The 23,204-nt window shown below is 41.9% G+C and carries 20 protein-coding genes; 15 read left to right on the top strand and 5 right to left on the bottom strand.

The window, feature by feature from the left end:
• Positions 1-3: 3 nt before the first annotated feature.
• Positions 4-1,407 (bottom strand): tetratricopeptide repeat protein, encoded by a 1,404-nt coding sequence (locus ACIQXN_RS01470; RefSeq protein ID WP_402961018.1) that lies wholly within the window; start codon positions 1,405-1,407, stop codon positions 4-6.
• Positions 1,408-1,691: 284 nt separating this feature from the next.
• On the opposite strand from ACIQXN_RS01470, the gene ACIQXN_RS01465 reads away from it, so the two are divergent.
• The 11 genes from ACIQXN_RS01465 (at position 1,692) to ACIQXN_RS01415 (ending at position 12,405) form a co-directional block, all read left to right on the top strand.
• Positions 1,692-3,434: a sensor histidine kinase gene (locus tag ACIQXN_RS01465; RefSeq protein WP_402961016.1), complete on the top strand. Its 1,743-nt coding sequence runs from the start codon at positions 1,692-1,694 to the stop codon at positions 3,432-3,434.
• A 3-nt stretch (positions 3,435-3,437) separates the two neighbouring features.
• Positions 3,438-4,232: a response regulator transcription factor gene (locus tag ACIQXN_RS01460; RefSeq protein ID WP_402961014.1), complete on the top strand. Its 795-nt coding sequence runs from the start codon at positions 3,438-3,440 to the stop codon at positions 4,230-4,232.
• 96 nt (positions 4,233-4,328) lie between these two features.
• Positions 4,329-5,636, top strand: a complete 1,308-nt coding sequence (locus ACIQXN_RS01455) for an extracellular solute-binding protein (RefSeq protein ID WP_402961012.1) — start codon at positions 4,329-4,331, stop codon at positions 5,634-5,636.
• An 82-nt stretch (positions 5,637-5,718) separates the two neighbouring features.
• Complete coding sequence (locus ACIQXN_RS01450) at positions 5,719-6,594, top strand: carbohydrate ABC transporter permease (RefSeq protein WP_402961009.1); 876 nt, start codon at positions 5,719-5,721, stop codon at positions 6,592-6,594.
• Positions 6,595-6,610: 16 nt separating this feature from the next.
• The gene (locus ACIQXN_RS01445) at positions 6,611-7,510 is read left to right on the top strand and encodes a carbohydrate ABC transporter permease (protein WP_402961006.1); all 900 of its coding nucleotides are present in this window, start codon (positions 6,611-6,613) and stop codon (positions 7,508-7,510) included.
• Positions 7,511-7,545: 35 nt separating this feature from the next.
• Positions 7,546-8,205, top strand: a complete 660-nt coding sequence (locus ACIQXN_RS01440) for a YesL family protein (RefSeq protein ID WP_402961004.1) — start codon at positions 7,546-7,548, stop codon at positions 8,203-8,205.
• Positions 8,206-8,242: 37 nt separating this feature from the next.
• Positions 8,243-9,847, top strand: coding sequence for a glycoside hydrolase family 43 protein (locus tag ACIQXN_RS01435; protein ID WP_402961002.1), 1,605 nt, complete (start codon positions 8,243-8,245; stop codon positions 9,845-9,847).
• A 75-nt stretch (positions 9,848-9,922) separates the two neighbouring features.
• On the top strand, positions 9,923-10,114 hold the full coding sequence (locus tag ACIQXN_RS01430; protein WP_402961000.1) for a hypothetical protein: 192 nt from the start codon (positions 9,923-9,925) through the stop codon (positions 10,112-10,114).
• Positions 10,115-10,365: 251 nt separating this feature from the next.
• Complete coding sequence (locus tag ACIQXN_RS01425) at positions 10,366-10,974, top strand: hypothetical protein (RefSeq protein WP_402960998.1); 609 nt, start codon at positions 10,366-10,368, stop codon at positions 10,972-10,974.
• Between the two features lie 43 nt (positions 10,975-11,017).
• Positions 11,018-11,350, top strand: a complete 333-nt coding sequence (locus ACIQXN_RS01420) for a zinc ribbon domain-containing protein YjdM (RefSeq protein WP_402960996.1) — start codon at positions 11,018-11,020, stop codon at positions 11,348-11,350.
• 89 nt (positions 11,351-11,439) lie between these two features.
• Positions 11,440-12,405, top strand: coding sequence for a nucleoside hydrolase (locus ACIQXN_RS01415; RefSeq protein ID WP_402960994.1), 966 nt, complete (start codon positions 11,440-11,442; stop codon positions 12,403-12,405).
• 33 nt (positions 12,406-12,438) lie between these two features.
• On the opposite strand, the gene ACIQXN_RS01410 is transcribed toward ACIQXN_RS01415, so the two are convergent.
• Together ACIQXN_RS01410 and ACIQXN_RS01405 are read right to left on the bottom strand one after the other, a co-directional pair.
• On the bottom strand, positions 12,439-12,942 hold the full coding sequence (locus ACIQXN_RS01410) for a DinB family protein (RefSeq protein WP_402960992.1): 504 nt from the start codon (positions 12,940-12,942) through the stop codon (positions 12,439-12,441).
• A gap of 581 nt (positions 12,943-13,523) precedes the next feature.
• The gene (locus tag ACIQXN_RS01405) at positions 13,524-14,990 is read right to left on the bottom strand and encodes an NAD(P)-binding domain-containing protein (protein WP_402960990.1); all 1,467 of its coding nucleotides are present in this window, start codon (positions 14,988-14,990) and stop codon (positions 13,524-13,526) included.
• 287 nt (positions 14,991-15,277) lie between these two features.
• Between ACIQXN_RS01405 and ACIQXN_RS01400 the strand changes: the two genes are divergently transcribed.
• From ACIQXN_RS01400 to ACIQXN_RS01385, 4 genes are all read left to right on the top strand, one after another.
• Entirely contained in the window at positions 15,278-16,342 is a 1,065-nt protein-coding gene (locus tag ACIQXN_RS01400) for an ABC transporter ATP-binding protein (protein ID WP_402960988.1), read from the top strand.
• Positions 16,343-16,665: 323 nt separating this feature from the next.
• Positions 16,666-18,189 carry a phytoene desaturase family protein gene (locus ACIQXN_RS01395; RefSeq protein WP_402960986.1) on the top strand — a complete coding sequence of 508 codons (1,524 nt, stop codon included), beginning with the start codon at positions 16,666-16,668 and terminating at the stop codon, positions 18,187-18,189.
• A complete protein-coding gene (locus tag ACIQXN_RS01390; RefSeq protein ID WP_402960984.1) occupies positions 18,189-19,649 on the top strand; it encodes a phytoene desaturase family protein in 1,461 nt (486 codons plus the stop codon). Before ACIQXN_RS01395 ends, ACIQXN_RS01390 begins: the two co-directional genes overlap by 1 nt.
• Positions 19,642-20,475 (top strand): phytoene/squalene synthase family protein, encoded by an 834-nt coding sequence (locus ACIQXN_RS01385; protein ID WP_402960982.1) that lies wholly within the window; start codon positions 19,642-19,644, stop codon positions 20,473-20,475. Before ACIQXN_RS01390 ends, ACIQXN_RS01385 begins: the two co-directional genes overlap by 8 nt.
• Before the next feature lie 143 nt (positions 20,476-20,618).
• Here the strand turns inward: ACIQXN_RS01385 and ACIQXN_RS01380 are convergent, their stop codons facing one another.
• The gene (locus ACIQXN_RS01380) at positions 20,619-22,094 is read right to left on the bottom strand and encodes a phytoene desaturase family protein (RefSeq protein ID WP_402960980.1); all 1,476 of its coding nucleotides are present in this window, start codon (positions 22,092-22,094) and stop codon (positions 20,619-20,621) included.
• Positions 22,091-23,194 (bottom strand): glycosyltransferase family 2 protein, encoded by a 1,104-nt coding sequence (locus tag ACIQXN_RS01375; RefSeq protein ID WP_402960978.1) that lies wholly within the window; start codon positions 23,192-23,194, stop codon positions 22,091-22,093. The genes ACIQXN_RS01380 and ACIQXN_RS01375 overlap by 4 nt, the downstream gene beginning before the upstream one ends.
• Positions 23,195-23,204: the final 10 nt, after the last annotated feature.

Below are 23,204 nucleotides of genomic sequence, written 5' to 3'. Positions count from 1 at the left end.
TAACTATTTCAATGAAGCGTAAATTTGATGGTAAGCAAATGCCTCTTTAACCATCCCTTTATTTTGATACATTTTGGAAAGTTGTGATACAGGAGTAGGATCGTCCGGATACAGCTCCATTTCCCATGAGAAGCATTCAATGGCATCATCGTATCGCTTAAACTCTGCATAATATTGACCTAGTTCCATCATTTGATCGGGGTCATCTAGCAAGGTGAGCATTCTATTGATCTTCTGAAATACAGGAGAATGTGGTGCTGACGGTTGGATAGGGAGCAGCTTATCATGGACCTCTTTAAGATCATAGGTTTCTAGTAATTTACCAATAAGCTGTAGTAGTCTTTGTTCTGATTGTTCTTCTCCCTCTTTTAAAACGAGCTGTTGAATCACTACCAAAAAGGTATCTAGATGATCGGCAATGAATGTGGTATCTAGATGTCCCCATAAAGTATGTAAGATTTCCTCGTAGGTTTCTGGAAGGGCGTTAAGGAAATTTAATAAATAGAGTGCCGCCGTTTCATATCGTTCTTCCAAAAGCATGTTATCGATCATCGTCTTGGTTTGTGGTAAGGCTTGAAACGGATTGATATGTAGATAATCAAGCGTTACTATCCAATTTTCCATGGATGTGAATGGTAAGGCCATGTTAGTGTACGTTTCAACAGAAGTCACATTTGACCCATTTTGAATCTTCTCCATCCAGAGTATTACGATGTCCAAGCAAGAATCCTGTTGCTTCAATAAATCGACTAACATTTTTCCTTCATCAGGTTGAAATCGGTTTTTGAAGCAATACCATTCAACATATAGCGGATCTTTTTGATGGATGGCAGATAGGGCAGAGGATTTGTAAAATTCCATGTAGGAGTAAAATTCCAGGGAATTTTTAATCTCTCTTGCCGAATTCAAATCGGGATCAAAGTTGTTTAAGATTTTAATGATTTGAAAGGCCTGCATATAGTTACCATTTCTTCTGTAATGGTAAAAGATTTTGTAAATGACATTAGTCAGTTGTTTTTTTGTGAAAAATGAGTCGAGAGTCGTAGCGATGTAGGCTACTTCCTGAAGAGAATATTGGTTTTGAAGTTGGGAGAATAGCTTGTTTTTGTTTGGAATCGTGGCAGTTTCGCTGGGGATGATTGCGGAAAGGAATGGATGATCTGAATGGAAGACCATACCCATTTTACGTATTTTATCGATAAATGAATTCTTTATTACTTTGTCTACTTTTTCACCATATACCAGGGTGTTTTTATAGTAAATGAGATAGTAATTTTCGTTCAATGATGATTCCACTTCAATCATCGTACATCGCGAAAATACGACTGCTTGCAGCACTTTCCCTTTTGAGAGTTTCTTTTTTTCTTTGATGGACATTTCAACTGGCATGATAAGTTCATGATTCATATGTAACACAGCCCCTTTTTGATCGTATGCAGATTATCGTGATTCTTATTCATCCATTATAACATAGCATCTAACTGATTTTCTCTTAGAAAACCACCACGAACTAACAGATGACATCCTGATGCATAACTCTAAAGCTGGGTATTCCTTTTTCGTTGGGGCGTGATTTTTGGTGCATGATGGAGAATGTACCTAGAGGTCGCTACCGTAAAACATTTGTGTACTAATATGAAAAATTTGGTAGAATTTAACTAATAACATATCGTAGTTTTAGAGAATAGGTGATGACGATAGCTAACATTAAATCATATTTCAAAAAGCTGAATACATTGAGAAACCAGATTGTGACTGTATTTCTGACAGTCATGATGATTGTACTATGTATTGTTTCTTTACTGGTTTATAAGCAAGTCGGAACGTTAATGAGAGAAGCTACAGAAAAGTTGATTAAGCAAACGGCCATTGAAGCAAACGGAAGGATGGAGACGCTATATCAACAGATTGATATGCTCTCGAATCAATTGGTCACCAATGGAACCGTTCAAAAGTTCGTTGAAAATGATGAACGCATGGATTCAGCCGAGAAAACAGAGCTAATTAAGGTCATTAATAATTTCCACGCCTATTCGAATGGAATTTCCTCGTTTGAACTATATTCAACGGATGGAAAGAGAATGTATCCTTTTAGTGAAAAAAAGATATCGAGCATGATTGATCAGAAGTGGGTCACTTTAGCCAATTCAAAAAAGGGAAGGTTAGTTTGGATTGGAAAAGATCCGAATGACAAAAATTATTCCTATGCCATTAGAAGAGTTAGCTTAATGGACCATATGTTTACAAATGGAGGCTACTTATTGGTAAGAATATCGAATAGTTACTTTCAAATGGAAGAAAGGACCAGTGATCGAGGAGATTATATGATGCTATTGGATGTAGATAAGAGCCCGATTTCGGATAACTACGGCATGGATATTCGAAATATTCTGTTAGATGGGGACGAAGTGGTGATGATCGAGGGGAAGGAGTATATGGTGGTAAAACATGTATCGGAAAAATTAGGGTGGACCATCGTGATTTTAAAACCTACTAGTTTTCTTCAAGAACGGATAACGGCCGTACGGAATGCCACTTTGGTTTCTGGTAGTATGGGTTTCATCATTTTCCTTGTATCCGCTTTCTTTTTAGCGACGATGATCACTAATCCAATTAAAAGACTGACAAAAACGATGAAAAAAGCCAAGATGGATGAACTGAAAACGAATCAGGAAAGCTCAGGTTCCTTGGAATTCATAGAGTTGAATAAAACCTATAACCAAATGGTGGATAATACGAATCATTTAATTCAAGAAGTATATGAAAAGGAGTTACTACGTAGTCAAACCGAGTTAAAGGCATTACAGGCTCAAATAGATCCCCACTTCCTTTACAATACATTAAATGCCCTTTATTGGTCTTTAGAAGAAAAAGAGCAGGATGATTTGGCTGATATAGTCATAGCGATGTCGGAGCTTTTTCGTTATACGATAGGCGATATGAAGGGTAATGAATGGGTGACCGTTTCGGATGAACTTGATCATATCGAGCGTTATTTACAAGTTATGAAAATGAGGCTTGGCGACCGACTCCTTTGGCATATAGAGGTTCCGCCCGAATGCCTTCAAGTGAGGGTTCCAAAGCTGATCATTCAGCCATTGGTTGAAAATGCCATTATGCATGGGATCGAGAAAAGCAGGAGACAAGGTACAGTATCTATTAAAGTTCGAAAAATGATACAGGCTTCAAGCCTGGAAATATCCGTGGAGGATAACGGTTTTGGAATGGACGATGACACTCTCCATTCTCTTAATCTAGCTCTTGAAAGTGAGGGGGTATCATCCTTTAAGGAAATGGGCGTCGCCCTTATTAATGTCAATAAAAGACTCCATCTATATTATGATGGGGAATTGCAAAAGGGCCTTAAGTTAGATAGTGAGTGGAACAAGGGGACCAGAGTAACATTCGATATTCCCATAAAAGGAGGAAACTGAAATATGGATACGAAAACGATTTTAATAGTGGATGATGAGGAGAGAACAAGACAAGGATTGAAAAACACACTAGAAAAGTGGTCGAAAGGCCAATATCAGATTCTTAGTGCCTCAGATGGGGCCGAGGCTCACAAAGTAATGAACAAATCAAAAGCACACCTGTTAATTACGGATATCTGTATGCCTGAGATGACCGGTTTGCAGCTTTTACAAAGCTTGAAGAACAGGGGGCATAGGTTTGTGGGCATCATCATATCCGGGCATCCAGATTTTCAATATGCCCAGGAAGCGATTCGTCTCAGTGTGGTGAATTATCTTCTAAAACCGGTAAGCAAACAAAAACTGATCGAGGCTGTGGAACAGGCTTTAGAAACGGAAGCGGACATGGAACGCGCGGAATATATGGAAAAGGTAGCGGATCATAAACTGTTCAAGATAGATCGGGACATAGGGCATTCTAATTCAGCCATCAATGAGGCCATTTCCTTCATCGGCCAAAACGTAAGCAACCCTCTAACCTTGAAGCAGGTAGCGGATGCTGTCCATTTAAATGCAAGCTACTTCAGCGTGCTTTTTAAAGAACATACCCGGATGACATTCAGTGAATACGTTACACGCAAGAGGCTTCAACTTTCAAAGAAACTATTATTGACCACGGATGCTCAAATAGAAGAAATTGCTCATAAGGCCGGGTACCAAACAGCTAAATACTTCATTAAAATCTTCAAGGAGCATGAGGGCGTAACACCGAGTAAATTCAGGAAAATGCCAGAACTTGATGGGGTGAATAACCAATAATAGTGGGATTTTCCCCAACCATCGTTACCTTACCGTGACCATGGCAGGATGCTACACTTTAGTTGTTAGGAAAACAAAGATATTAGGGGGTTTAAGATGGTTAAGAAAACGCATACTTTACTGTTAGTACTTGTTCTCCTTCTTATAGGGGCTTTGGCTGGTTGTAGCGGGTCTGAAAAGGCTGGAAATGAAAGCGATTCCAAAGAGAAGACAATTACATTCATGCACTTGTGGCCAGCTGGCAGCGCCAAGCAACAAAACTTGATTCTGACGGATATCATCAAGCAGTTCGAAGCGGAAAATAAGGGTGTAAAGATTAAAGTGGAAGTGCTAGAAAATGAACAATACAAGAACAAAATGAAAGTGTTATCATCTTCCAATGAACTCCCTGATGTTGGTTTTACATGGGCTGCAGGATACATGACCCCATTTGTAAAAGGTGGGCTTTTTGCAGAGATGGATGATGTGCTAAACGATGGTTTAAAAGATTCTTTCGTTAGCGGGACCACAGAAGCGTACGCACTAGAAGGCAAGACATATGGTTTGCCACTAGAATTGAACATCGCCCCGATTTATTACAACAAGGAAATCTTCAAAAAGTATAACCTAGAAGTGCCAAAAACGTACGCGGAGTTCCAAACGATTGTCAAAACGCTATCATCTAAAGGGGTAGCCCCAATCGCTCTTGGTAATAAGGACCGCTGGACGGGATCTTTATGGTATATGTACCTAGCCGATAGAATCGGTGGGAAAGAAGTATTGAATAAAGCGATCGACCGGTCGGGTACTTTCGAAGACCCTGCATTGGTCAAGGCAGCCGAAGAGATTCAAACCCTTGTAAAAGAAAACGCATTCAATAAAGGGTTTAACGGTATGTCCAATGATGAAGGTAAATCAGAATTTCTCAATGGGAAAGCGGCTATGTATCTAATGGGTACTTGGGAGCTTCCAAACTATACGACAAATGAAGAAATACCAAAAGAATTCCGAGACAGCGTGGGCTTCTTTAAATTCCCGGTCTATGAAGGTGGAAAGGGAGAACTCGATAGCTGGGTAGGAGGACCTGGAGTCGGCATGTTCGTTTCTGAAAACTCTGAAGTGAAGGAAGAATCGAAGAAATTTGTGAAATTCTTTGTAGAGAAATGGGGAGAGCAAGCTGTTGAGAAAGCGGGAATTATTCCAGCGACGAAGGTGGATACAGCCTCAGTAGACCTGCCACCGCTATACATCGATGTATTGAATGAATTGAATAAAGCGAGCAACCTTACTCTATTCGCCGATGTTCAGATGAGCGCCGCTGTAGCGGAAACACATTTGAATTTGATCCAATCTTTGTATGGAATCGAAGTGAAGCCGAAGGATTTTGCTAAGCAACATGAAGATGCCCTGAAGGCAGAAGAGTGAAGTAACTAGAAAACAGGGAAAGAGGACAAATCGGTAAATAGCTCGATGTCCTCTTTCTTCATAAGGAAAGGAGTTGAATGAAATGAATAATGTCATGTCCAATAAGAAGGTAATCGCCCTATACGTCGCTCCGGCCTTGCTGCTCATTATTGCCTTGATCTATGTTCCCATCGTACAGACAGGATACTTCGGTCTGATGAAATGGAATGGAATCGGCGAGAAAGAGTTCATTGGTCTGAAGAACTATGCGAAACTCCTGCAGGATTCCGTATTTTGGGAAAGTGCCCTGCACTCTTTTTTGTTGGCTCTGTTTTCAGCGCTAAGCTTGATCGGTTATTTGTTCATTTCCTTTATTCTTGCCAGCAAGGTGAAGGGGGCCGACTTGCTAAGGAAGATCTATTTGATTCCCATGCTCCTTGCATCGGTTGCGATTGCCCAGCTATGGTTGAAGATTTATCATCCGACCAATGGGATATTAAACACCCTCCTCGTCTCTCTCGGGATCGATAACCCGCCTGCATGGCTTGCGGAGACGGATTTAGCCTTATATGCCATCATCATTCCAATTATTTGGCAGTACGCGGGTTTTTATATTCTCATTTATTATGCAGCACTCAAAAACATTCCAGAATCCCTCATCGAGGCTGCCAAAGTCGATGGAGCTACCTCGCTGCAAATCGCCTTGCAAATTAAGTTGCCACTTATCATGAATGTGGTCAAAGTGACAATCGTTCTTGCTGTCGTGGGTTCACTCAAATATTTTGATCTCATTTATGTGATGACGGGCGGTGGACCTAACGGGTCGAGCGAAGTTATGGCCTCTTATATGTATCAAAAAGCTTTTAAAAGCTTCGATTTTGGATACGCAAGTGCGGTGGGCTTTTTCCTATTAGTGATCTGCCTTGTGGTGACATATATCATAAGAAGGCTGACGGTGGCGAATGATGATATCAACTAAAGCGAGGGGAGATTAGATGGAGTCTTTAAAATCAACGGTACCACCCATTTTGGTAGTAGAAAAAGAAGTGAATCCTGTTTCAAAAACGATTTTTAGTCGACTACTTAAAGGAATGATGTATCTTTTTTTAATCATCGTGGCCATTTTTCAGATATTCCCGATCATCTGGCTTTTTCTTTTTTCCTTGAAAGATAATCAGGAAGTCTTTAATATGTCGCCATTTTCCATTCCAGAAACCCCGAAGTGGGAAAATTATGTAAAGGTTTGGACGGAAGGGAACATCAGTTTATATTTCTTCAATAGCGTAGTCTATACAGCTGTTGCGGTTATTTTGACTGTCCTATTGGCAAGCATGGTGACATTTGCGTTGACGAGGATGAAGTGGAGAGGAAGCAAGTTGGTTCTGGGCTTGTTCATGGTTGGCTTAATGATCCCGGTCCATTCCACCCTCATCCCTCTATTCAGTACATTTACAAAAATAAACCTCATCGACCATCCTCTTTCGGTCATTTTGGCATTTACAGCCTTCAATTTACCAGTGACCATCATGATCTTGCTGGGGTTTTATGAAACTCTGCCTCTTGAGGTGGAAGAGGCGGCTGTCATGGATGGAGCATCGATTCATCATATTTTTTTCAAAATCACCTTACCGATGACAATGCCTGTCATGGCAACCGCAGGAATCATCAATATGATTTATAACTGGAACGAATTCGTTTTCGTCAATACGTTTATAAGCTCTGATCGCTTTAAGACGCTTACCGTCGGGATCCAAAATTTCATTGGACAATATACGACTGATTGGGGGGCAATTGGGGCGACGCTCGTTATTAGTATCCTCCCGATTTTGATAGCGTTCCTAATTTTAAGTAATCGGATTGTCGAGGGCATAGCAGCGGGTTCGGTCAAAGGCTAAATGGCAACAAGGGCCTGTCAGTTATATAGAGAGGAGTGATTTCCATCGTTTTAGAGAGAACAATGGGGAAGTTGTTCGTTTTATGTGAGTGGATCATGAGGCTTGCTTACGTCAATTTGTTATGGTTCCTATTTACGATGGCAGGGATGCTGGTGTTTGGTTTTTTTCCTGCGACTGTCGCCCTCTTTACCATTATACGAAAATGGATGATGAAAGAATGGGAGGTTCCCATTTGGCGCACATTCAGGGAAGTATATGGGAGTGAGTTCAAGAGGGCGAATGGCCTGGGAGCAATTCTAACCTTGGTGGGAGCCTGCATCATCCTTGATGCCGTCTATCTAATCAATATGGGTGGAACACTTCCATTGGCAATGGCAGTGCCATTGCTAATTGTGGCATGTTTATATCTTATAACTCTTCTATATTTCTTTCCCGTGTATGTCCATTACGATTTGAAATGGATGGATTATCTGAAGCAAGCTTTCCTATTGGGCGTTTTTCATATTCATATGAGCTTATTGATGGTAGGAAGTATGGCGGCGATATTATTCGTCTTGTTGTACCAACCGAGTCTGATTCCGTTTTTTGGTGTCGTGTCTTTTGCATGGATCATGATGTTTGGGGGAATGTACAGCTTCCACCGGATAGAAATCAAGAAAAATAAGATGAGTGGCGTAAAAGAATTAACCAGGTGATGGCCTGATTAATCAAGTAAAGAATAGGGGTGTAAAGATGACTGTAATCACTAATCCAATATTAACAGGGTTTAATCCTGACCCGTGCATTTGTCGAGTGGAAGATGATTATTATATCGCCGTTTCCACATTCGAGTGGTTTCCGGGTGTGGGCATTTATCATTCAAAGGATTTGAAAAATTGGCGCCTGATATTTCGCCCTTTAAATCGTGTAAGTCAATTGAATATGATGGGCAATCCAGATTCCGGAGGAGTTTGGGCACCGGCCTTATCTTATCATGACAACCAGTTTTGGCTCATCTTTACGGATGTCAAGGTCGTGGATGGGCAATGGAAGGATTGCCACAATTATCTCGTTACCTGTGATACGATCGATGGGGAATGGACGGAGCCGATCTATTTGAACAGCACAGGGTTCGACCCGTCTTTATTTCATGATGATGATGGCAAAAAGTACTTGGTGAACATGGTGTGGGATCATCGCGTGGGGAAACATCATTTCCTTGGTATTGCTTTGCAGGAATATAGTGTCGAAGAGCAAAAGCTAGTTGGAAAAATGGAAATCATATTCAAAGGGACCGATATTAAACTTACGGAAGCGCCACATATATACAAGGTAAACGACTATTATTATTTATTAACGGCTGAAGGTGGTACTAGATATGATCATCAGGCAACGATTGCTCGTTCCAGACAACTGAGGGGACCTTATGAAGTGCATCCTGATAATCCATTAATCTCTTCATTCGGAGCGCCAAGAAATCCACTTCAAAAAGCCGGGCATGCATCTATCGTACATACGCATACTGATGAGTGGTTTCTTGTTCATTTGACAGGACGTCCCCTTCAGAAAGAAGGGCAACCATTATTAGATCCGCGAGGTTTTTGCCCGCTTGGAAGGGAAACGGCGATACAAAGGCTGGAGTGGCAAAATGATTGGCCTTACGTGCTAGGTGGAAATGAACCTTCCCTAGAAATAGAAGGACCGCAAATGGAAGAAGTTCAATGGGAAAGGGATTTTCCAGAGAAAGATGATTTTGACACAGAATCTCTGAATCTTCATTTCCAAAACCTACGCATCCCATTAGGGGAGGATATTGTGTCATTAAAGGATAACCCTGGACATTTACGACTGTACGGAAAAGAATCCTTAACATCTAAATTCACCCAAGCATTCATTGCAAGACGTTGGCAGCACTTCACGTTTACTGCCGAGACCAAATTGGCTTTTAATCCTACCATGATTCAGCAATCTGCTGGTTTGGTGAACTATTATAATACTCAAAACTGGTCATCGTGCCAAATCACTTGGAATGAAGAGAAAGGCAGAATGATTGAACTCGTGGCTTGTGATAATTATAGATTTTCGCAACCATTACAAGGAGAGGAAATCATCATACCGGATGAGGTGACGTATATTTTCCTCCGAGTTGAAGTGAAAGTGAACGTGTACCAATATTCATATTCCTTCGATGGGGAAGAGTGGACAACGATTCCTGTAATGTTCGACTCTTATAAACTATCGGACGACTATATTCAAGGTGGAGGCTTTTTCACGGGAGCATTCGTAGGTATGCAATGTCAAGATACAACAGGTCAAAATCTTCATGCTGATTTCGATTACTTTATTTATAAAAGCTAGGATGAGCGAACAGTATGGTGAGCAAATGGTATACTTGACGGGAGAGCTCAGCTCCTGAAAGGAAGTAACCATACCATGAAGTACTTCAAAACCCAAATGAAGCAGCTAATGAAAGATAATATGGAATTACAGACGCAATTGAAAGTGTTGATGAAAGAACATAATCTAGAGAAAAATTTTGCGCTTAAGGCCTTGTATCATTCAGAAGTTGCTGATGGCGGAAAGTATCAGAAGGCATATCAAGCTCTTGACGTGCCTAGAGATTGACCTCGAAATGCTAGTCGAGCATCTCCCATAAGGAACATACGGTTCATGTAATCGCTTGTTCCTTATGGGAGATTTTTTTATTCCTATAAATTGAGTTCGATGAAGGCTAGTAAGAATTATAGTTTGGCCCATCCATAAATCGAGTGCTGTGAGAAAGGTTTACCCCTGTGAAAGTAATGCATAATTATTCAGTCAATGATATAATGTGTAAGATTTTTCGATTTTTAGTTGATGAAGGGGTAGGGGAACGCATGAAGAAGATTTTATACACAGCACTAATGACGATGCTAGTCATTGTTTTGGGAGCATGTAATGGTAATAAAACAAATACCATTTCTGTAGCGGAATTGACGGATAGAGAAAAGGATATTCTTTCAATGACCACGAATGATGCATTCTTATTCGATTTCAATATCGATGATACCTATCAAGAAGTAGAATTTTGGGTTGAAAAATATGAGTCTGGTAAATTGGTTGATGAAAAGATCAATCATGGTACTGCTCCGGTTTACGGAAATGGTTCTTTGATCTTCGCAAGAACCCAAAGTCCGGAAGATGAGAATCAGTTTACATTCATCACTGGAATAGAAACTGAGGATGACGATGAAAGTGATCAGTCGAATATTAGCAGCTTAGTGAAAGAGAAGAAGGGGTTAGAAAATGCTTCGATTACAACGAGGGTATTAAACGATGATCGCCCGATAATAAAGGGTGAAATGGCTTTAGCGAGTATTTGTTATACTCTTGATGAGGATGGTGCTACTGCCCTATCAAATGATTTTTATGAAGATCCGACAAGCAACATGGAGGAATTAAAAGAATTTGATCTTGTGTATTTACTTAAGGGTGAATTTAAATAAGATAGCTAGTCGAATGAGATTAATGAATGGAGGAATGGAAAATATGTCCGATTTGCCAAATTGCCCAATTTGTAATTCCAAATATACATACGAAGATGGTAGCCTTTATATTTGCCCAGAGTGTGCACATGAGTGGTCTATAGAATCTGAAACAGAAGAAAAAAAGGTCATTAAAGATGCCAATGGCAATGTTTTGAACGATGGTGATGCTGTAACGGTCATTAAGGACCTTAAAGTAAAGGGAAGTTCATCCGTCTTGAAAATGGGGACTAAAGTGAAAAGTATCCGTTTGGTCGAAGGCGACCATGATATAGATTGTAAAATAGATGGTTTTGGTGCGATGAAGTTAAAATCCGAATTTGTAAAAAAAGTATAAGTGCATAACAAAGTGAGGGGAGCATCAATCGATGTGAAAATCCCCCTTACTAGGAGAAGTATGTGAAACGTTAAAAGGTGGTTTCCTATATGCGTAAAATACCCATGATCATCGATACAGACCCAGGGATTGACGATGCCATGATGTTGACACTTGCATTTGCAAGTGAAGTGATAGACGTACGTTTAGTTACAACATGTTCAGGAAATATTTCGCAGGATAAAACGAATTACAATGCCCGGACCTTCCTGAGTTATATCGGCGCTGATGTAGAAATAGCAAGGGGATTAGATCAACCCATTTTCCGTGAACTGGAAGTGGCTGAGGATGTCCACGGGGAAAGTGGTTTCGCGAATGTTACATTTCCAGAGCCGACATTGCCTGTTAGTGACCGTCCTGCCATAACGGCGATGCTCGAGACGATTATGGAGAGTGAGGAAAAAGTGACAATCGTGGCTACCGGACCGTTAACTAATGTGGCAGCCCTTTTGTTAGCGCACCCCGAAACGAAGCCGAAAATCGAATGCATTTCCTGGATGGGAGGTGCAGCAGTCGGTGGCAATATGTCACCGACTGCTGAGTTTAACGCATACGTCGACCCACATGCTGTAGAAATCGTCTTCCGTTCAGGTGTACCGATCGTAATGAGCGGATTAGATGTGACACATAAAGCGTATGTGACTCTAGCAGAAGCCAATCTCATTTTAGATATGGGGACAGACTTTTCAGATAAAGTGTACAAAATGCTAACATTCTATTTACATATTGCTGAACAAACGCCATTTTACGAAGCTCACTTTGCTAAAGTGTTACGCTTTCACGATCTTTGTGCCGTGATGTATGTATTAAAGCCTGAACTATTCATAGGGGAAGATTATTACGTGCAAGTTGAGATGGAAGGTCGCTTGACGGCGGGTACAACGGTCGTGGATTATACGAGGCGTAGCGGTCAAACACCAAATGTCCATGTATTGCATAGCGTCGATCGGGAAGGATTTGTTTCCGAATTTATGAATGCCGTTGAGTTTATTGGCGAAAGAATAAGGGTTAAATAATAAGCAAAACCGCTCCTATTCGGTGCGGTTTTTTTACATGAGATGGAGTTTCACATCTTTTATTTGTTCAATATGCCTTTTCTCATGTAAGGATAATAATTCAACCCATTGCTCTAAAGATAAATAGCCGAATAGGGGATGCTTTGCTTTTTTTCTAAGAAAAACGGTTCGGTCTTCCTGTTCAAAGATAACATTCAGTAAAAGGTATCTTGATTCGAACAGCTTATCCAACAATACTGTTGGATTCAAAGTGTCTTGAGAAGGTAACGTGATTTTAGGTGCTTTAAATTTTTTGGTGGGATCCGAAGTTAAATAGATGTTTTTTTGAATGATTCGTTTATAGTCCCTATCTTTTAAACCGCTGACAATAGCCTCTGTAAACACATTCTCAGAAAGAAATAGATGGTGACAAATTTGGGCGATGCTCCAACCACCAGATATAGGCTTACTATTTATTGTTTGACTGTTCAGTCCTGAAATTTCATCAATCAACTGGTTCCTTGTTTCAAACAATAGATTCATCTCTAGAATATTCATGAGGACCTCCCGTATCAAATTAAGCGTTATCTTAATTGTACAACAGGTATGGAGAATATTGTTCGAATATTCTTTCGATTAATTTATAAGGGGCTGTCTCAAAAAGGGTAGTTAAGCCTAAATTGAGTAAATAGAGAGAGGTAAAAATGTCTATTAAACAACATTCTGCCTCTTAACTTATCCAAAAAAAGTGGATTGAAATCATTCATGCTGGTTCTTTATTCCTGTTTAAACAATCAAAAAGGGCGTCGATTTCCGTTCCAGGCGTTCGCTTTCCGCGGGCGGGCGGTGAGCCTCCTCGGCTACGCCTGCGGGGTCTCACCTGTCCCTTACCTCCCGCAGGAGTCTTCACGCCTTCCTCTGCAATCTTTGCATCAAAACTGGATGGGGAGGTAAGAAATATGAACACCGTAAACGGTACTCGATTTTCCCCGAGTTTGTCTACAGCCCTTTATTTTATATATGTATAGATGAAGATAGAAAAACAGGTGAAAAAAAACGATTCTTTTTTCTCCACCTGTTTTATTTTAGAGACTTTTCTTTTCAGACAGCCTCTTTTGCTTGAGTAGATTTAATGTATTTCAACTGGGCATCGAGTACTTGAACGTCTGGGATTCAGGGCCTGTTTGTTGTTCTTTTCTGGGCCATTCTTCAGTGAACTCTACCTCATTATAATCAAAGAACTTTGTGAGGATGTCTGAACGATCGTCGGTGAAAAGCTGTTCCGCCACAGCTGCTACCAGTTTGGGAATACTGAACCGTAATCCTGAAAGAGCTGAGGCTGAAATACCGCAACTGATCAAGGCGGAATAGTTAAAGGCAAAAATTCCATGAAGCAGTTTTTTTCCTGTTTCATCACGGCTTTGAAAAGCGAAGCCGGGACTGAGGTATGGGTGTGCATCGATAGTGGGATGGGCTGTTTCATCCGGGGCATTATAGCAGTCGCTCCAGCGGGCTATGTGGTCTTCTACCAGCTTTAATTCGGGTCGTAAAGAAGGGTCGGTGACTAGACCTGTACTTATGATCAGGAAGTCAAATGTGAAAGTCCCTTTAGGTGTTGTCACGACAGCTTGATTGTCCACATTCTTTACCTCAAGCCAGGGCGAGCCTACGTGCATGTCAAAGCCAGGCCAGGAAGATGCACGTTGAAACATGTCGGTGGTCGGTGGTTGATTGTGCGTAAAGAAATGGGTCATCACGGCATACTTATCAGCATCCGATAAGGTGTGGAAACGCTCGATTATGCCCGAAGCCTCCATATGGCGAATCGGGTTAATGCGGGGAATTTCCTGGCGCCTGATAAAGACATGAGCTTTTGCCACCCCTTCAGAGAGTGCGAAGTGAGCATTATCGAAGGCAGAAGCGCCGCCCCCCAAAATAGCGACCTTTTTCCCTTTAAGGGAGGGGAAGTCAATGGATTCGGACGTATGTGCATAGAGGTGACGTGGCAAGTTCTCTTTAATCATGGACGGGATATGCCATTCGCCCCCACCTTGAATCCCGGTGGCTAAAATGACCTTGCGTGCAAGTAGCAAGTTTGTGTGGGCTCCTTGGCCTTCGATATGCAGTTTATGGATTCCTTCATCCGTCGGCTCGACTAGTTTTAGTTTTACTTTGTTTATGACAGGCAGTTTGAGAACGGCCCGGTACCACTTCAGGTAGTTCATCCATTCTTCACGTGGAATCTTATCCATCCTCTCCCAGCTTTCCTGTCCAAACTGCGCTTCCCACCATGCCCGGAAAGTCAAAGAAGGGATGCCAAGGTCGATGGAGGTCAAATGCTTAGGCGTTCGCAATGTTACCATACGTGCGTAGGTATTCCACGGTCCTTCTACCCCTTCGCTATTTTCATCGATGACCAGGATATTCGATATTTTTTCACGCAAGAGTCCAAAAGCTGTACCCAGTCCACTTTGTCCGCCGCCAACTATAATGGCATCATAGACGTGGCCTACCGGTTGGTGAAAGGGACGCACCCGGTTATTGTCTCCAATGGCAAGGTAGGATAAATCAGTTCTAACCTGTTCATTTAAAGTCTCTAAGCTCATCCTCTAATCATTCCTTTCAATGACAAAGTAAAATATAGTGTATGTTCTATTTATTAACATTTTATGTTATGTTTTCTGACATATATTTAGAATATCATGCTTCCCTCTAAAACTCTTTAGATAAATTATCTAAAAATTCACTTTTCTATTAGCCATAATCACTAGTTCAATCAGGAAGGCCGATGTCGTGATGAAACAAAGTTAACGTATTTTACATGTATTTCACCATGAAAGCCCATACTATTTACAAAATGAAGAGACTGATTTTCATGATGGAGGAATGATGGATGGCCTTGTTTGCTTTACAAGACATATCGGTAGCGTACAGAAAACAAACTATTTTAAAAGACTTCAATCTTGAAATTGAAAAAGGAGAGCTGGTTTCACTACTTGGACCGAGTGGATGTGGGAAAACGACGACACTCCGTTTGATTGCCGGCTTTCTAAAAGCGAAGAAAGGGAAGTTTATTTTTAATGATAGGGATTATACGAAAATTCCTGTTAACAAGCGGAACTTTGGCTTTGTGTTTCAAAACTATGTTTTGTTTCCGCATCTGACGATCTTCAATAATATCGCATTCGGACTCAGGCTTAGAAGGTTTTCTGAACTGGAGATAGAAAAGCGTGTCATGGATGTGCTGGAAACCGTTAAGATGACAGGATTTAGGAGTGGGTATCCGCAAGAGCTTTCCGGTGGGCAAAAACAACGTATAGCAATAGCGCGGGCCATCGTCACTGAACCGGATATCCTTTTAATGGACGAACCATTTAGTAACTTGGATGCAAACTTACGAGTGGATATGAGAACGGAAATTCGCCGGATTCAGCAAAAATTAGGGATCACTACGGTATATGTTTCTCATGACCAAGAAGAGTGTCTAGCGATATCCGATCATGTGGCCATCATGAATCAAGGCGTCATTGAGCAGTGTAGCAATCCGGCAGCTATCTATAATCATCCCCAAACCAAATTTGTCGCCGACTTCATCGGATATAAAAACTTCATTGAATTCGATGAGTGGAAGAAGGATGGAGATCACCTCGTGCTGACTAAATCAGGTTACGCGTTCGTCGTCCAAAAGAACGCGCACGAATATAACCTGACAGGGAAAACAGGCACGATCAGGCCGGACGATTTAATTATGAAGGAAAAAAGTCCTTCTGAGCGTATGCAGCAGAATTGTTTACCGGGTAGAATAAAGCTCCGTACGTATTTGGGGAGGAACTATCAATTTGATGTGGAAACGCCAATAGGGAATTTTATTGTGAATAAGGAAATGTCTAATCCATATCGTGTGGGGCAGGAAATCCTTTTGATTTTTCCAATAAAGCAGATGGTGCTGGTTGATTAGCATGGGGTTAAAGTAGTAATACACCGATTATAGTGGGACTGACTCTGAGAACTTATTTAATTCGTGAAAAGGCAGACATGTTGGAAAAGCAATATGTCTGCCTTTTTCTATTAATTACGGAGGGTCTGTTAAAGTGTTTAATGTTTGTACAACATATAGGAGGCCTATGTTTATAAATTATTTTTTGCTATGAATACATTTAAAACAGGTTTTCGAGAAGCTTTTTAACATGTGGACAGCTTGCTGGAATAAAATTTGTGGTATTTGATATATAGCCGTTGTATAATGTTTGTATAATATTTGTGCAGACAGGAGGCGTTGGAATGAAAAAGCGTATAATCATCGTTGGTTCAGGGCCAGGAGGATTAGCTGCAGCCATGATTCTAGCAAGTAAAGGATATGAGGTAAAAGTCTATGAAAAGCAATCGTATATCGGTGGCCGAAATGCCGAAGTTCGTTTAGGAGAATATAAGTTTGATATGGGACCGACGTTCTTATCGATGATTCATATCGTCGAAGAACTATTTACGGCTGCAGGGAGAAATTTGCATGATTATTTAAATGCCGTGGAGATTAATCCGATGTATGAACTGATTTTCGAAAAACGGAAATTGCTTATGACGCGAGATAAAGAGCAGATGAAACAGGAAATCGAATCGTTGTATCCAGGAAATGGCGAGGGATATGAAAGGTTCTTGAAGGAAACGGCAAAGAAAATGGAAGCCCTATCACCCATTTTGCAATCGAAGATGGATCGGTTCATGCACTACTTTCAGCCGAAGGTTCTTCGGGCGCTTCCGGAGCTTGAATTGAATAAGACACTATATGATGTCTTATCACGTTATTTCACTGAAGACGAACTGAAGCTGGCATTCACATTCCAGTCCAAGTACTTAGGGATGTCGCCGTGGGAATGTCCGGGTGCCTTTTCGATCCTGTCATATATGGAACATGCCTATGGTGTCTTTCATCCGATTGGCGGAGTGAATGAGCTATCGAAATCGATGGCGAAAGTCGTCCGTGAACATGGAGGGGAAATCCACACGGATAGCGGGGTGAAAAGTCTTTGGATTGAAGGCAAAACGGTGAAGGGGGTAGACCTTGAAAGCGGTGAAAGAGTGGAAGCGGACGAAGTCATCATTAATGGGGATTTTGCCCACGCAATGACCAATCTGGTCGGTAAAGGCCTGTTAAAAAAATATACGCCTGAAAAGCTGGCGAAGAAGAAATATTCTTGCTCCACATTTATGTTGTATCTAGGTTTGGATAAAAAGTTCGACTTGCCTCATCATACAATCGTTTTTTCGAAGGACTATCAAAAGAATGTCGAGGAAATAACGAGTCTGAAAATCCTCTCTGAAGACTCGTCGATCTATATTCAAAATGCAAGTGTAACCGATCCGACGTTAGCTCCCGAAGGAAAGTCCACCCTTTATATTTTGGCACCAGTCCCGAATAACTTTAGCGGAATCGATTGGGAAGGAGAGCAACAGACGTTCCGACAACTCATATTAAAGACAGTCGAGGAAAAGACTGGTTTTAAAAACCTTGAACAGCATATAGAAGAAGAAAAAATGATTACACCCCGTAACTGGGAAGAAGACAAATTGGTCTACAAAGGGGCGACTTTCAATCTTGGGCACCAACTTTCGCAAATGATGGTTTTTAGGCCGCATAACCAATTTGAAGAACTTAAGCATTGTTGGCTTGTGGGTGGAGGAACCCATCCTGGATCGGGCCTCCCGACTATTCTTGAATCTGCACGGATTACGGCAAATGGCATTTTGGAACAAGATAAGCAGGATACCATACCGGTATCTCCATTACCAGCTGTGGAGGGATTCTGATGAAAACAGCGATTATTGGTGGCGGTGTCGGAGGCTTACTGGGTGCATTGTTCTTATCGAAACAAGGAATTGAGGTCAGCATTTACGAAAAGGAGGCGCAGCTTGGAGGTAGGTTAACCTTTGTCGAAAAAGATGGCTATCGGATTGACCAAGGCCCGACCATCGTACTTCTGCCCGAAATGTTTCAGCAACTTTTAGACGAAGCGGGCATCAACCGTAAAAGCTATGAACTCCTTCTATGTGATCCCCTCTACTCCATTCAGTTTCCTGATGGATTGTCATTCACAAAATACCCGGATGTTGATCGACAAATAGAAGAGTTCAGGCGCGTCTTTCCTTCTGAAGTGGAGGGTTTCATACGCTTTATGAAAGAGGGAAGATACCGACTTGAATTAGGCAAAAAATCGTTTCTGGAAGAATCATTTGTCAATCCTAAAGATTTCTGGACACCAAGCAAGCTCAAAACGTTGATGAAGCTAAAACCCTATCAGTCGGTGCAAAAGTTGATGTCCCATTACTTTAAAGACGAAAGGTTGCAATCAGTCTATGCCCTTCAATCTTTATATGTTGGTGGCAATCCATTTCAAGTTCCCGCCATGTACTCGTTGGTTTCATTTGCCGAGCATGAGCAAGGTGTCCACTATTTAAAAGGTGGCTATGCAAGCCTCATACCCGTTCTTGTAAAAGAGCTGAAAAGGCGCAATGTGAACATTTATCTCAATAGTAAAGTAACGAATATCCGTACTGAACATCAGAACGTAACGGGAATAGAGACGAAAGATGGATATACGGCTTTTGATTCTGTCGTGTTTAACGGTGACTTTCCGAACATCAAGCAAGTACTGGATCGAAAGGAGAAAAGGACGTTCACTCCATCTTCGGGCTGCGTCCTCCTGTATTTTGGTTTAAACCGGACTTATAGGGAAGCCAACGTGCATCAATATTTCATGGGTGATAATTTTTCCGAGCATATGAAAGATGTATTCGATCGAAAGAGCCTGCCTGTCAATCCTTCGATTTATACCTTTCATCCGTCCATCATCGATGATAGCCTGGCTCCAGAAGGAAAAGGTGTGATGTACACCTTGGTTCCGGTTCCTGCCGATTCTGATATCGATTGGTCTACCGAAACGGAATGGGTCGATCAATTGATCGATCGTATGGAACAGTCATCTTTTCCAGGATTACGTGAATCCATTGAATGGATGGAGATAAGGACACCGACAGATGCCGAGAAATCTGGATTGTACAAAGGCGGTAGTTTCGGAGTCGCACCGACCTTGATGCAATCTGGCGTTTTCCGTCCGCAAGTGAAACCGTACCCCATCGAAAATTTATATGCAGTCGGAGCGTCGATTCATCCGGGCGGGGGGATTCCACTTGTCATGCAGGGAGCAAAATTACTCGCGGATCAAATCTTGAAAGATCAAGCTCAAAAAGGAGTGAGTGTCCATGTATGATGTTAAAGAGGCGTACCAGTATTGTGAAAAGGTGATTGCCCACCATTCGAAAACTTTTTATAAGGCCTTTTCGATGTTGCCAAAGGATGAGCGTAAAGCGGTATGGGCCGTTTATGCCTTCTGCCGGACGGTTGATGACATCGTCGATGAAGGGGAGAATCCTGCAGCGGAACTTGCCGGGTTCAAAAGAGAATTTGAGCATTTTCTAAGCGGGGTGTACGATGTATCCAATCCCATGTGGGTGGCACTTCATGATGTGTTCCGACGCTATGAGATGGATGAGCAGCATTTCCGTGAATTAATCAAAGGGCAGGAAATGGATTTAACGACTAACCGTTATGAAACGATGAATGAACTGTTGAACTACTGTTATCATGTAGCAAGTACGGTAGGCCTGATGTTACTGCCAATCCTTGCGCCGAGGAAAGTGGCTGTCCTAAAAGACGGGGCCATTTCATTAGGATTGGCCATGCAAATCACCAATATATTAAGGGATATAGGAGAGGACTTGGAACGGAATCGGATATACTTGCCCGAAGATGTGATGGAGGATCACGGTTTGAGGAAGGAATCGCTTTGGTCGGAACGTGTGGATGCCCCTTTTGTAGAAGTATGGGAGGATTTAGCCAGACAGGCTGAAGGTTTTTATCAAGAAGCTTTTCAAACAATGAACGAATATCCCTTGTATTCACGGATACCAGTCAAAAGCGCTGCCTATTTATACCGTGAAATTATAACGGTCATACGATCAAAGCAGCACCGGGTCTTTCATGAGAAGCATTTTGTGGCCGATAAGACAAAACAACAGTTACTCGTCAATATGTAGATAAAACGGGGCTGTCTCATAAGTCCTTTTTCGAATAAAATAACGCAAAATTGAAGAGGCAGAAGTGTTGTTAAATCAACATTTCTGCCTCTCTCTATTTATTCATTTTAGGCTTAACTACCCTTTTTGGACAGCCCCGTTCTTTATCGTTCCGATTTAATGATGGCGTGGGCTACATTTTGGCCACTAATCGTGACCATTGGAGAGCCACCGCCAGGGTGAGTGCTGCCGCCTACAAAAAATAGGTTTTTTATATCTTTACTGGCGTTTTGTGGACGCAGGAAGGCATCTTTTCTTCGATTGGAAGAGACTCCGTATAAGGCCCCGCGATAGGCTCCGAATTGCGTGGCAATATCGGAAGGCGTGATGACTTTCTTTTCGACTATATGATCAGTGAGGTCGAGACCACGAGAAGACAGCGTTTCAAAGATCAGTTCTTTATAGGCAACAGGGTCGATTTGCAGATTCCCGTCGAGAGGAAGAGCGGGGGCGTTCGCCAGGATGAATAAATTATCGCCTTTTGGCGAGCGGTCAGGGTCTGTATGGGACGAGTTGCAAATATAGATGGTTGGCTTGGCGCTGTATGTTTTCTTAATGAAGATGTCATTGAACTCTTGTCGATAATCATCGGAAAAATAAACCGTATGATGTTTCAGCTGAGCAAACCGTTTATTGAGACCCACCATGATAACGAATGCCGAAATGGACGGTTCCAATTTATCCACCTTTTCATTTTTGAAAGAAGGACGTGCTTTTTCGGATACTAGTTCCGGGTAGGATTTCAATAAATCGGCGTTCATGATCACGTAGTCAGCCATCACTTTTTTCCCGCTTTGTAACTCGATTCCGGTTGCTTTTTTATCGGACATGAGGACCTTCCTTACTTCCGATTCATTATGGAGGCCGACACCCAGTTTCTTCGCAAGAGAAGCGAAACTTTCGGCGATTTTCACATTGCCGCCTTTTACATAGTACACGCCTTCGACCATTTCCAGATGGGCAATCATTGCAAACGTCGCCGGCGCTTGGAATGGCGATGAGCCGATATACGTTGCATATCGATTATACGCTTCGATGATACGGGGATTGGAAAAGTAAGCTTGGAAGAAGGAATCCAATGTTTGCAATGGTCTTACTCGCAACATTGCCGCTCCCAAGGATGGTGAGACATAATCACGCCATGAACGAAACGTTCTTGGTAAGAAATATTGTTCCGATAGCTTGAACAATCTAGTGATTTCCTTAACGAAAGATTGATAATTTTCAGCTCCGGTAGGATCAAGTTTCTGAAGTTGGGAAAGCATTGTTTGCTGATTGCTGGATAAATCGAACTGGGTTCCATCCGGAAATATGTTGCGTGTATGATTTTCCAATTTAATCATCTCAAAATAATCTTCAGACCGTGAACCCGTCTGTTCGATCACTCGCTTAAATACAGAAGGCATCGTGATCGTATTGGGACCGAAGTCAAACGAGTAATCACCAAGTTGAATCGGCATTAATTTCCCACCAAAATGTTGATTCTTTTCAAATAGCTCCACGTGAAATCCCTTGTTAGCAAGGGTGATGGCCGAGGATAATCCACCGAGACCACCCCCGATGATGACGACTTTTTTCATGAATAGTACCGTCCTTTCCATTCGTAGGATTGTTTGGACCATGATTTCCACATGGAGGCAAGCATAATGCAAATGAAAGAAGCAGCGGATAATGGCATCAAAAATGATAGATACCCTCGTTGGTTCGTCATACGGTCGACAATGTAACGCTGGCATGTAATGAGGAGATATGGAATGAAATAAATCGGCTCAAACTGGAAAAGCCCGAACACAAGCAAGAGAAGTGGCCCTATGTAAAAGAAACCATAAAAAATTGTCAATAAGACGACTAATGGAAAAGATCGTCCTAAGCCGTTGTAAATGTTTTTTAAAAACCCAGCCCATACTTCCCGGTTCGTCTCATACATCCGGCAGGACACTTCATCGGTAATATTGGCAAGCAATACCTTAAACCCTTGTTCTTTCATCTTGCGTGCTATATGGACATCTTCGACCAATGAGGACCGTACCGCCTCGTGGCCGCCCATCTTCATATAAGCCATTCGCTCAAATAGCATAAACCCTCCATGTGCAGCGGTCGTAGCTAAGATGTTCGTCCAGTTGGCAAACATGATCGGCAAATGGAAAAAGACGACAAAGTGCTGCATGGGAACTAATAGCTTGCTAAGAAAAGAAGGAACTTCAAACGCGGAGAACCCAGTTAACAGGTGCGCCCGGCTTGTATTCATTAGGGAGAGCGATTTTTCGAGACAATGGGGTTTCAAACGCACATCCGCATCGACAAAGAGGAAGTATGCCCCGTGCGCCTCTTGTTGCAGTTGATGACATGCATGGACCTTGCCTACCCATTGTTCAGGCAGCTTTTTCCCGGAAAGGATGCGAAACCGGCTGTCGCCTGCTGTTGCCTTTTCTAAGATGGAACAGGTTTGATCTGTGGACTGATCATCCAATAAAATGAATTCAATGTTCGGATAGGTCAAGGCCTGTAAGCACCGGACCATGGATTCGGCATTCCGGTCTTCATTTCTCATGGGAACCATGATGGAAACGAGCGGTGTCTTGTCTAGGTTTGGATGTTTAGGCAGCCTAGGCAGGCAAAGGGCATTCAGGATCGTCCATATGACAAAAATTGTTAAGCAGGGAATCAAGATAAATAACATGGAACACTCT

Origin of the sequence: Peribacillus sp. NPDC097295, assembly GCF_044761665.1 — a bacterium.
Taxonomy (GTDB): domain Bacteria; phylum Bacillota; class Bacilli; order Bacillales; family DSM-1321; genus Peribacillus.
Note: the sequence above shows the minus strand (reverse complement) of the source record. Positions and strands in the feature narration are given on the sequence as shown.

What these genes read in the sequence shown, in the direction of transcription:
- ACIQXN_RS01380 (WP_402960980.1), bottom strand. Translation starts at nt 22,094, where the DNA reads ATGAAAAAAGTCGTCATCATCGGGGGTGGTCTCGGTGGATTATCCTCG.
- ACIQXN_RS01390 (WP_402960984.1), top strand. Translation starts at nt 18,189, where the DNA reads ATGAAAACAGCGATTATTGGTGGCGGTGTCGGAGGCTTACTGGGTGCA.
- ACIQXN_RS01385 (WP_402960982.1), top strand. Translation starts at nt 19,642, where the DNA reads ATGTATGATGTTAAAGAGGCGTACCAGTATTGTGAAAAGGTGATTGCC.
- ACIQXN_RS01405 (WP_402960990.1), bottom strand. Translation starts at nt 14,990, where the DNA reads ATGAGCTTAGAGACTTTAAATGAACAGGTTAGAACTGATTTATCCTAC.
- ACIQXN_RS01435 (WP_402961002.1), top strand. Translation starts at nt 8,243, where the DNA reads ATGACTGTAATCACTAATCCAATATTAACAGGGTTTAATCCTGACCCG.
- ACIQXN_RS01410 (WP_402960992.1), bottom strand. Translation starts at nt 12,942, where the DNA reads ATGAATATTCTAGAGATGAATCTATTGTTTGAAACAAGGAACCAGTTG.
- ACIQXN_RS01420 (WP_402960996.1), top strand. Translation starts at nt 11,018, where the DNA reads ATGTCCGATTTGCCAAATTGCCCAATTTGTAATTCCAAATATACATAC.
- ACIQXN_RS01470 (WP_402961018.1), bottom strand. Translation starts at nt 1,407, where the DNA reads ATGAATCATGAACTTATCATGCCAGTTGAAATGTCCATCAAAGAAAAA.
- ACIQXN_RS01375 (WP_402960978.1), bottom strand. Translation starts at nt 23,194, where the DNA reads ATGTTATTTATCTTGATTCCCTGCTTAACAATTTTTGTCATATGGACG.
- ACIQXN_RS01400 (WP_402960988.1), top strand. Translation starts at nt 15,278, where the DNA reads ATGGCCTTGTTTGCTTTACAAGACATATCGGTAGCGTACAGAAAACAA.
- ACIQXN_RS01455 (WP_402961012.1), top strand. Translation starts at nt 4,329, where the DNA reads ATGGTTAAGAAAACGCATACTTTACTGTTAGTACTTGTTCTCCTTCTT.
- ACIQXN_RS01415 (WP_402960994.1), top strand. Translation starts at nt 11,440, where the DNA reads ATGCGTAAAATACCCATGATCATCGATACAGACCCAGGGATTGACGAT.
- ACIQXN_RS01425 (WP_402960998.1), top strand. Translation starts at nt 10,366, where the DNA reads ATGAAGAAGATTTTATACACAGCACTAATGACGATGCTAGTCATTGTT.
- ACIQXN_RS01460 (WP_402961014.1), top strand. Translation starts at nt 3,438, where the DNA reads ATGGATACGAAAACGATTTTAATAGTGGATGATGAGGAGAGAACAAGA.
- ACIQXN_RS01465 (WP_402961016.1), top strand. Translation starts at nt 1,692, where the DNA reads ATGACGATAGCTAACATTAAATCATATTTCAAAAAGCTGAATACATTG.
- ACIQXN_RS01430 (WP_402961000.1), top strand. Translation starts at nt 9,923, where the DNA reads ATGAAGTACTTCAAAACCCAAATGAAGCAGCTAATGAAAGATAATATG.
- ACIQXN_RS01450 (WP_402961009.1), top strand. Translation starts at nt 5,719, where the DNA reads ATGAATAATGTCATGTCCAATAAGAAGGTAATCGCCCTATACGTCGCT.
- ACIQXN_RS01395 (WP_402960986.1), top strand. Translation starts at nt 16,666, where the DNA reads ATGAAAAAGCGTATAATCATCGTTGGTTCAGGGCCAGGAGGATTAGCT.
- ACIQXN_RS01445 (WP_402961006.1), top strand. Translation starts at nt 6,611, where the DNA reads ATGGAGTCTTTAAAATCAACGGTACCACCCATTTTGGTAGTAGAAAAA.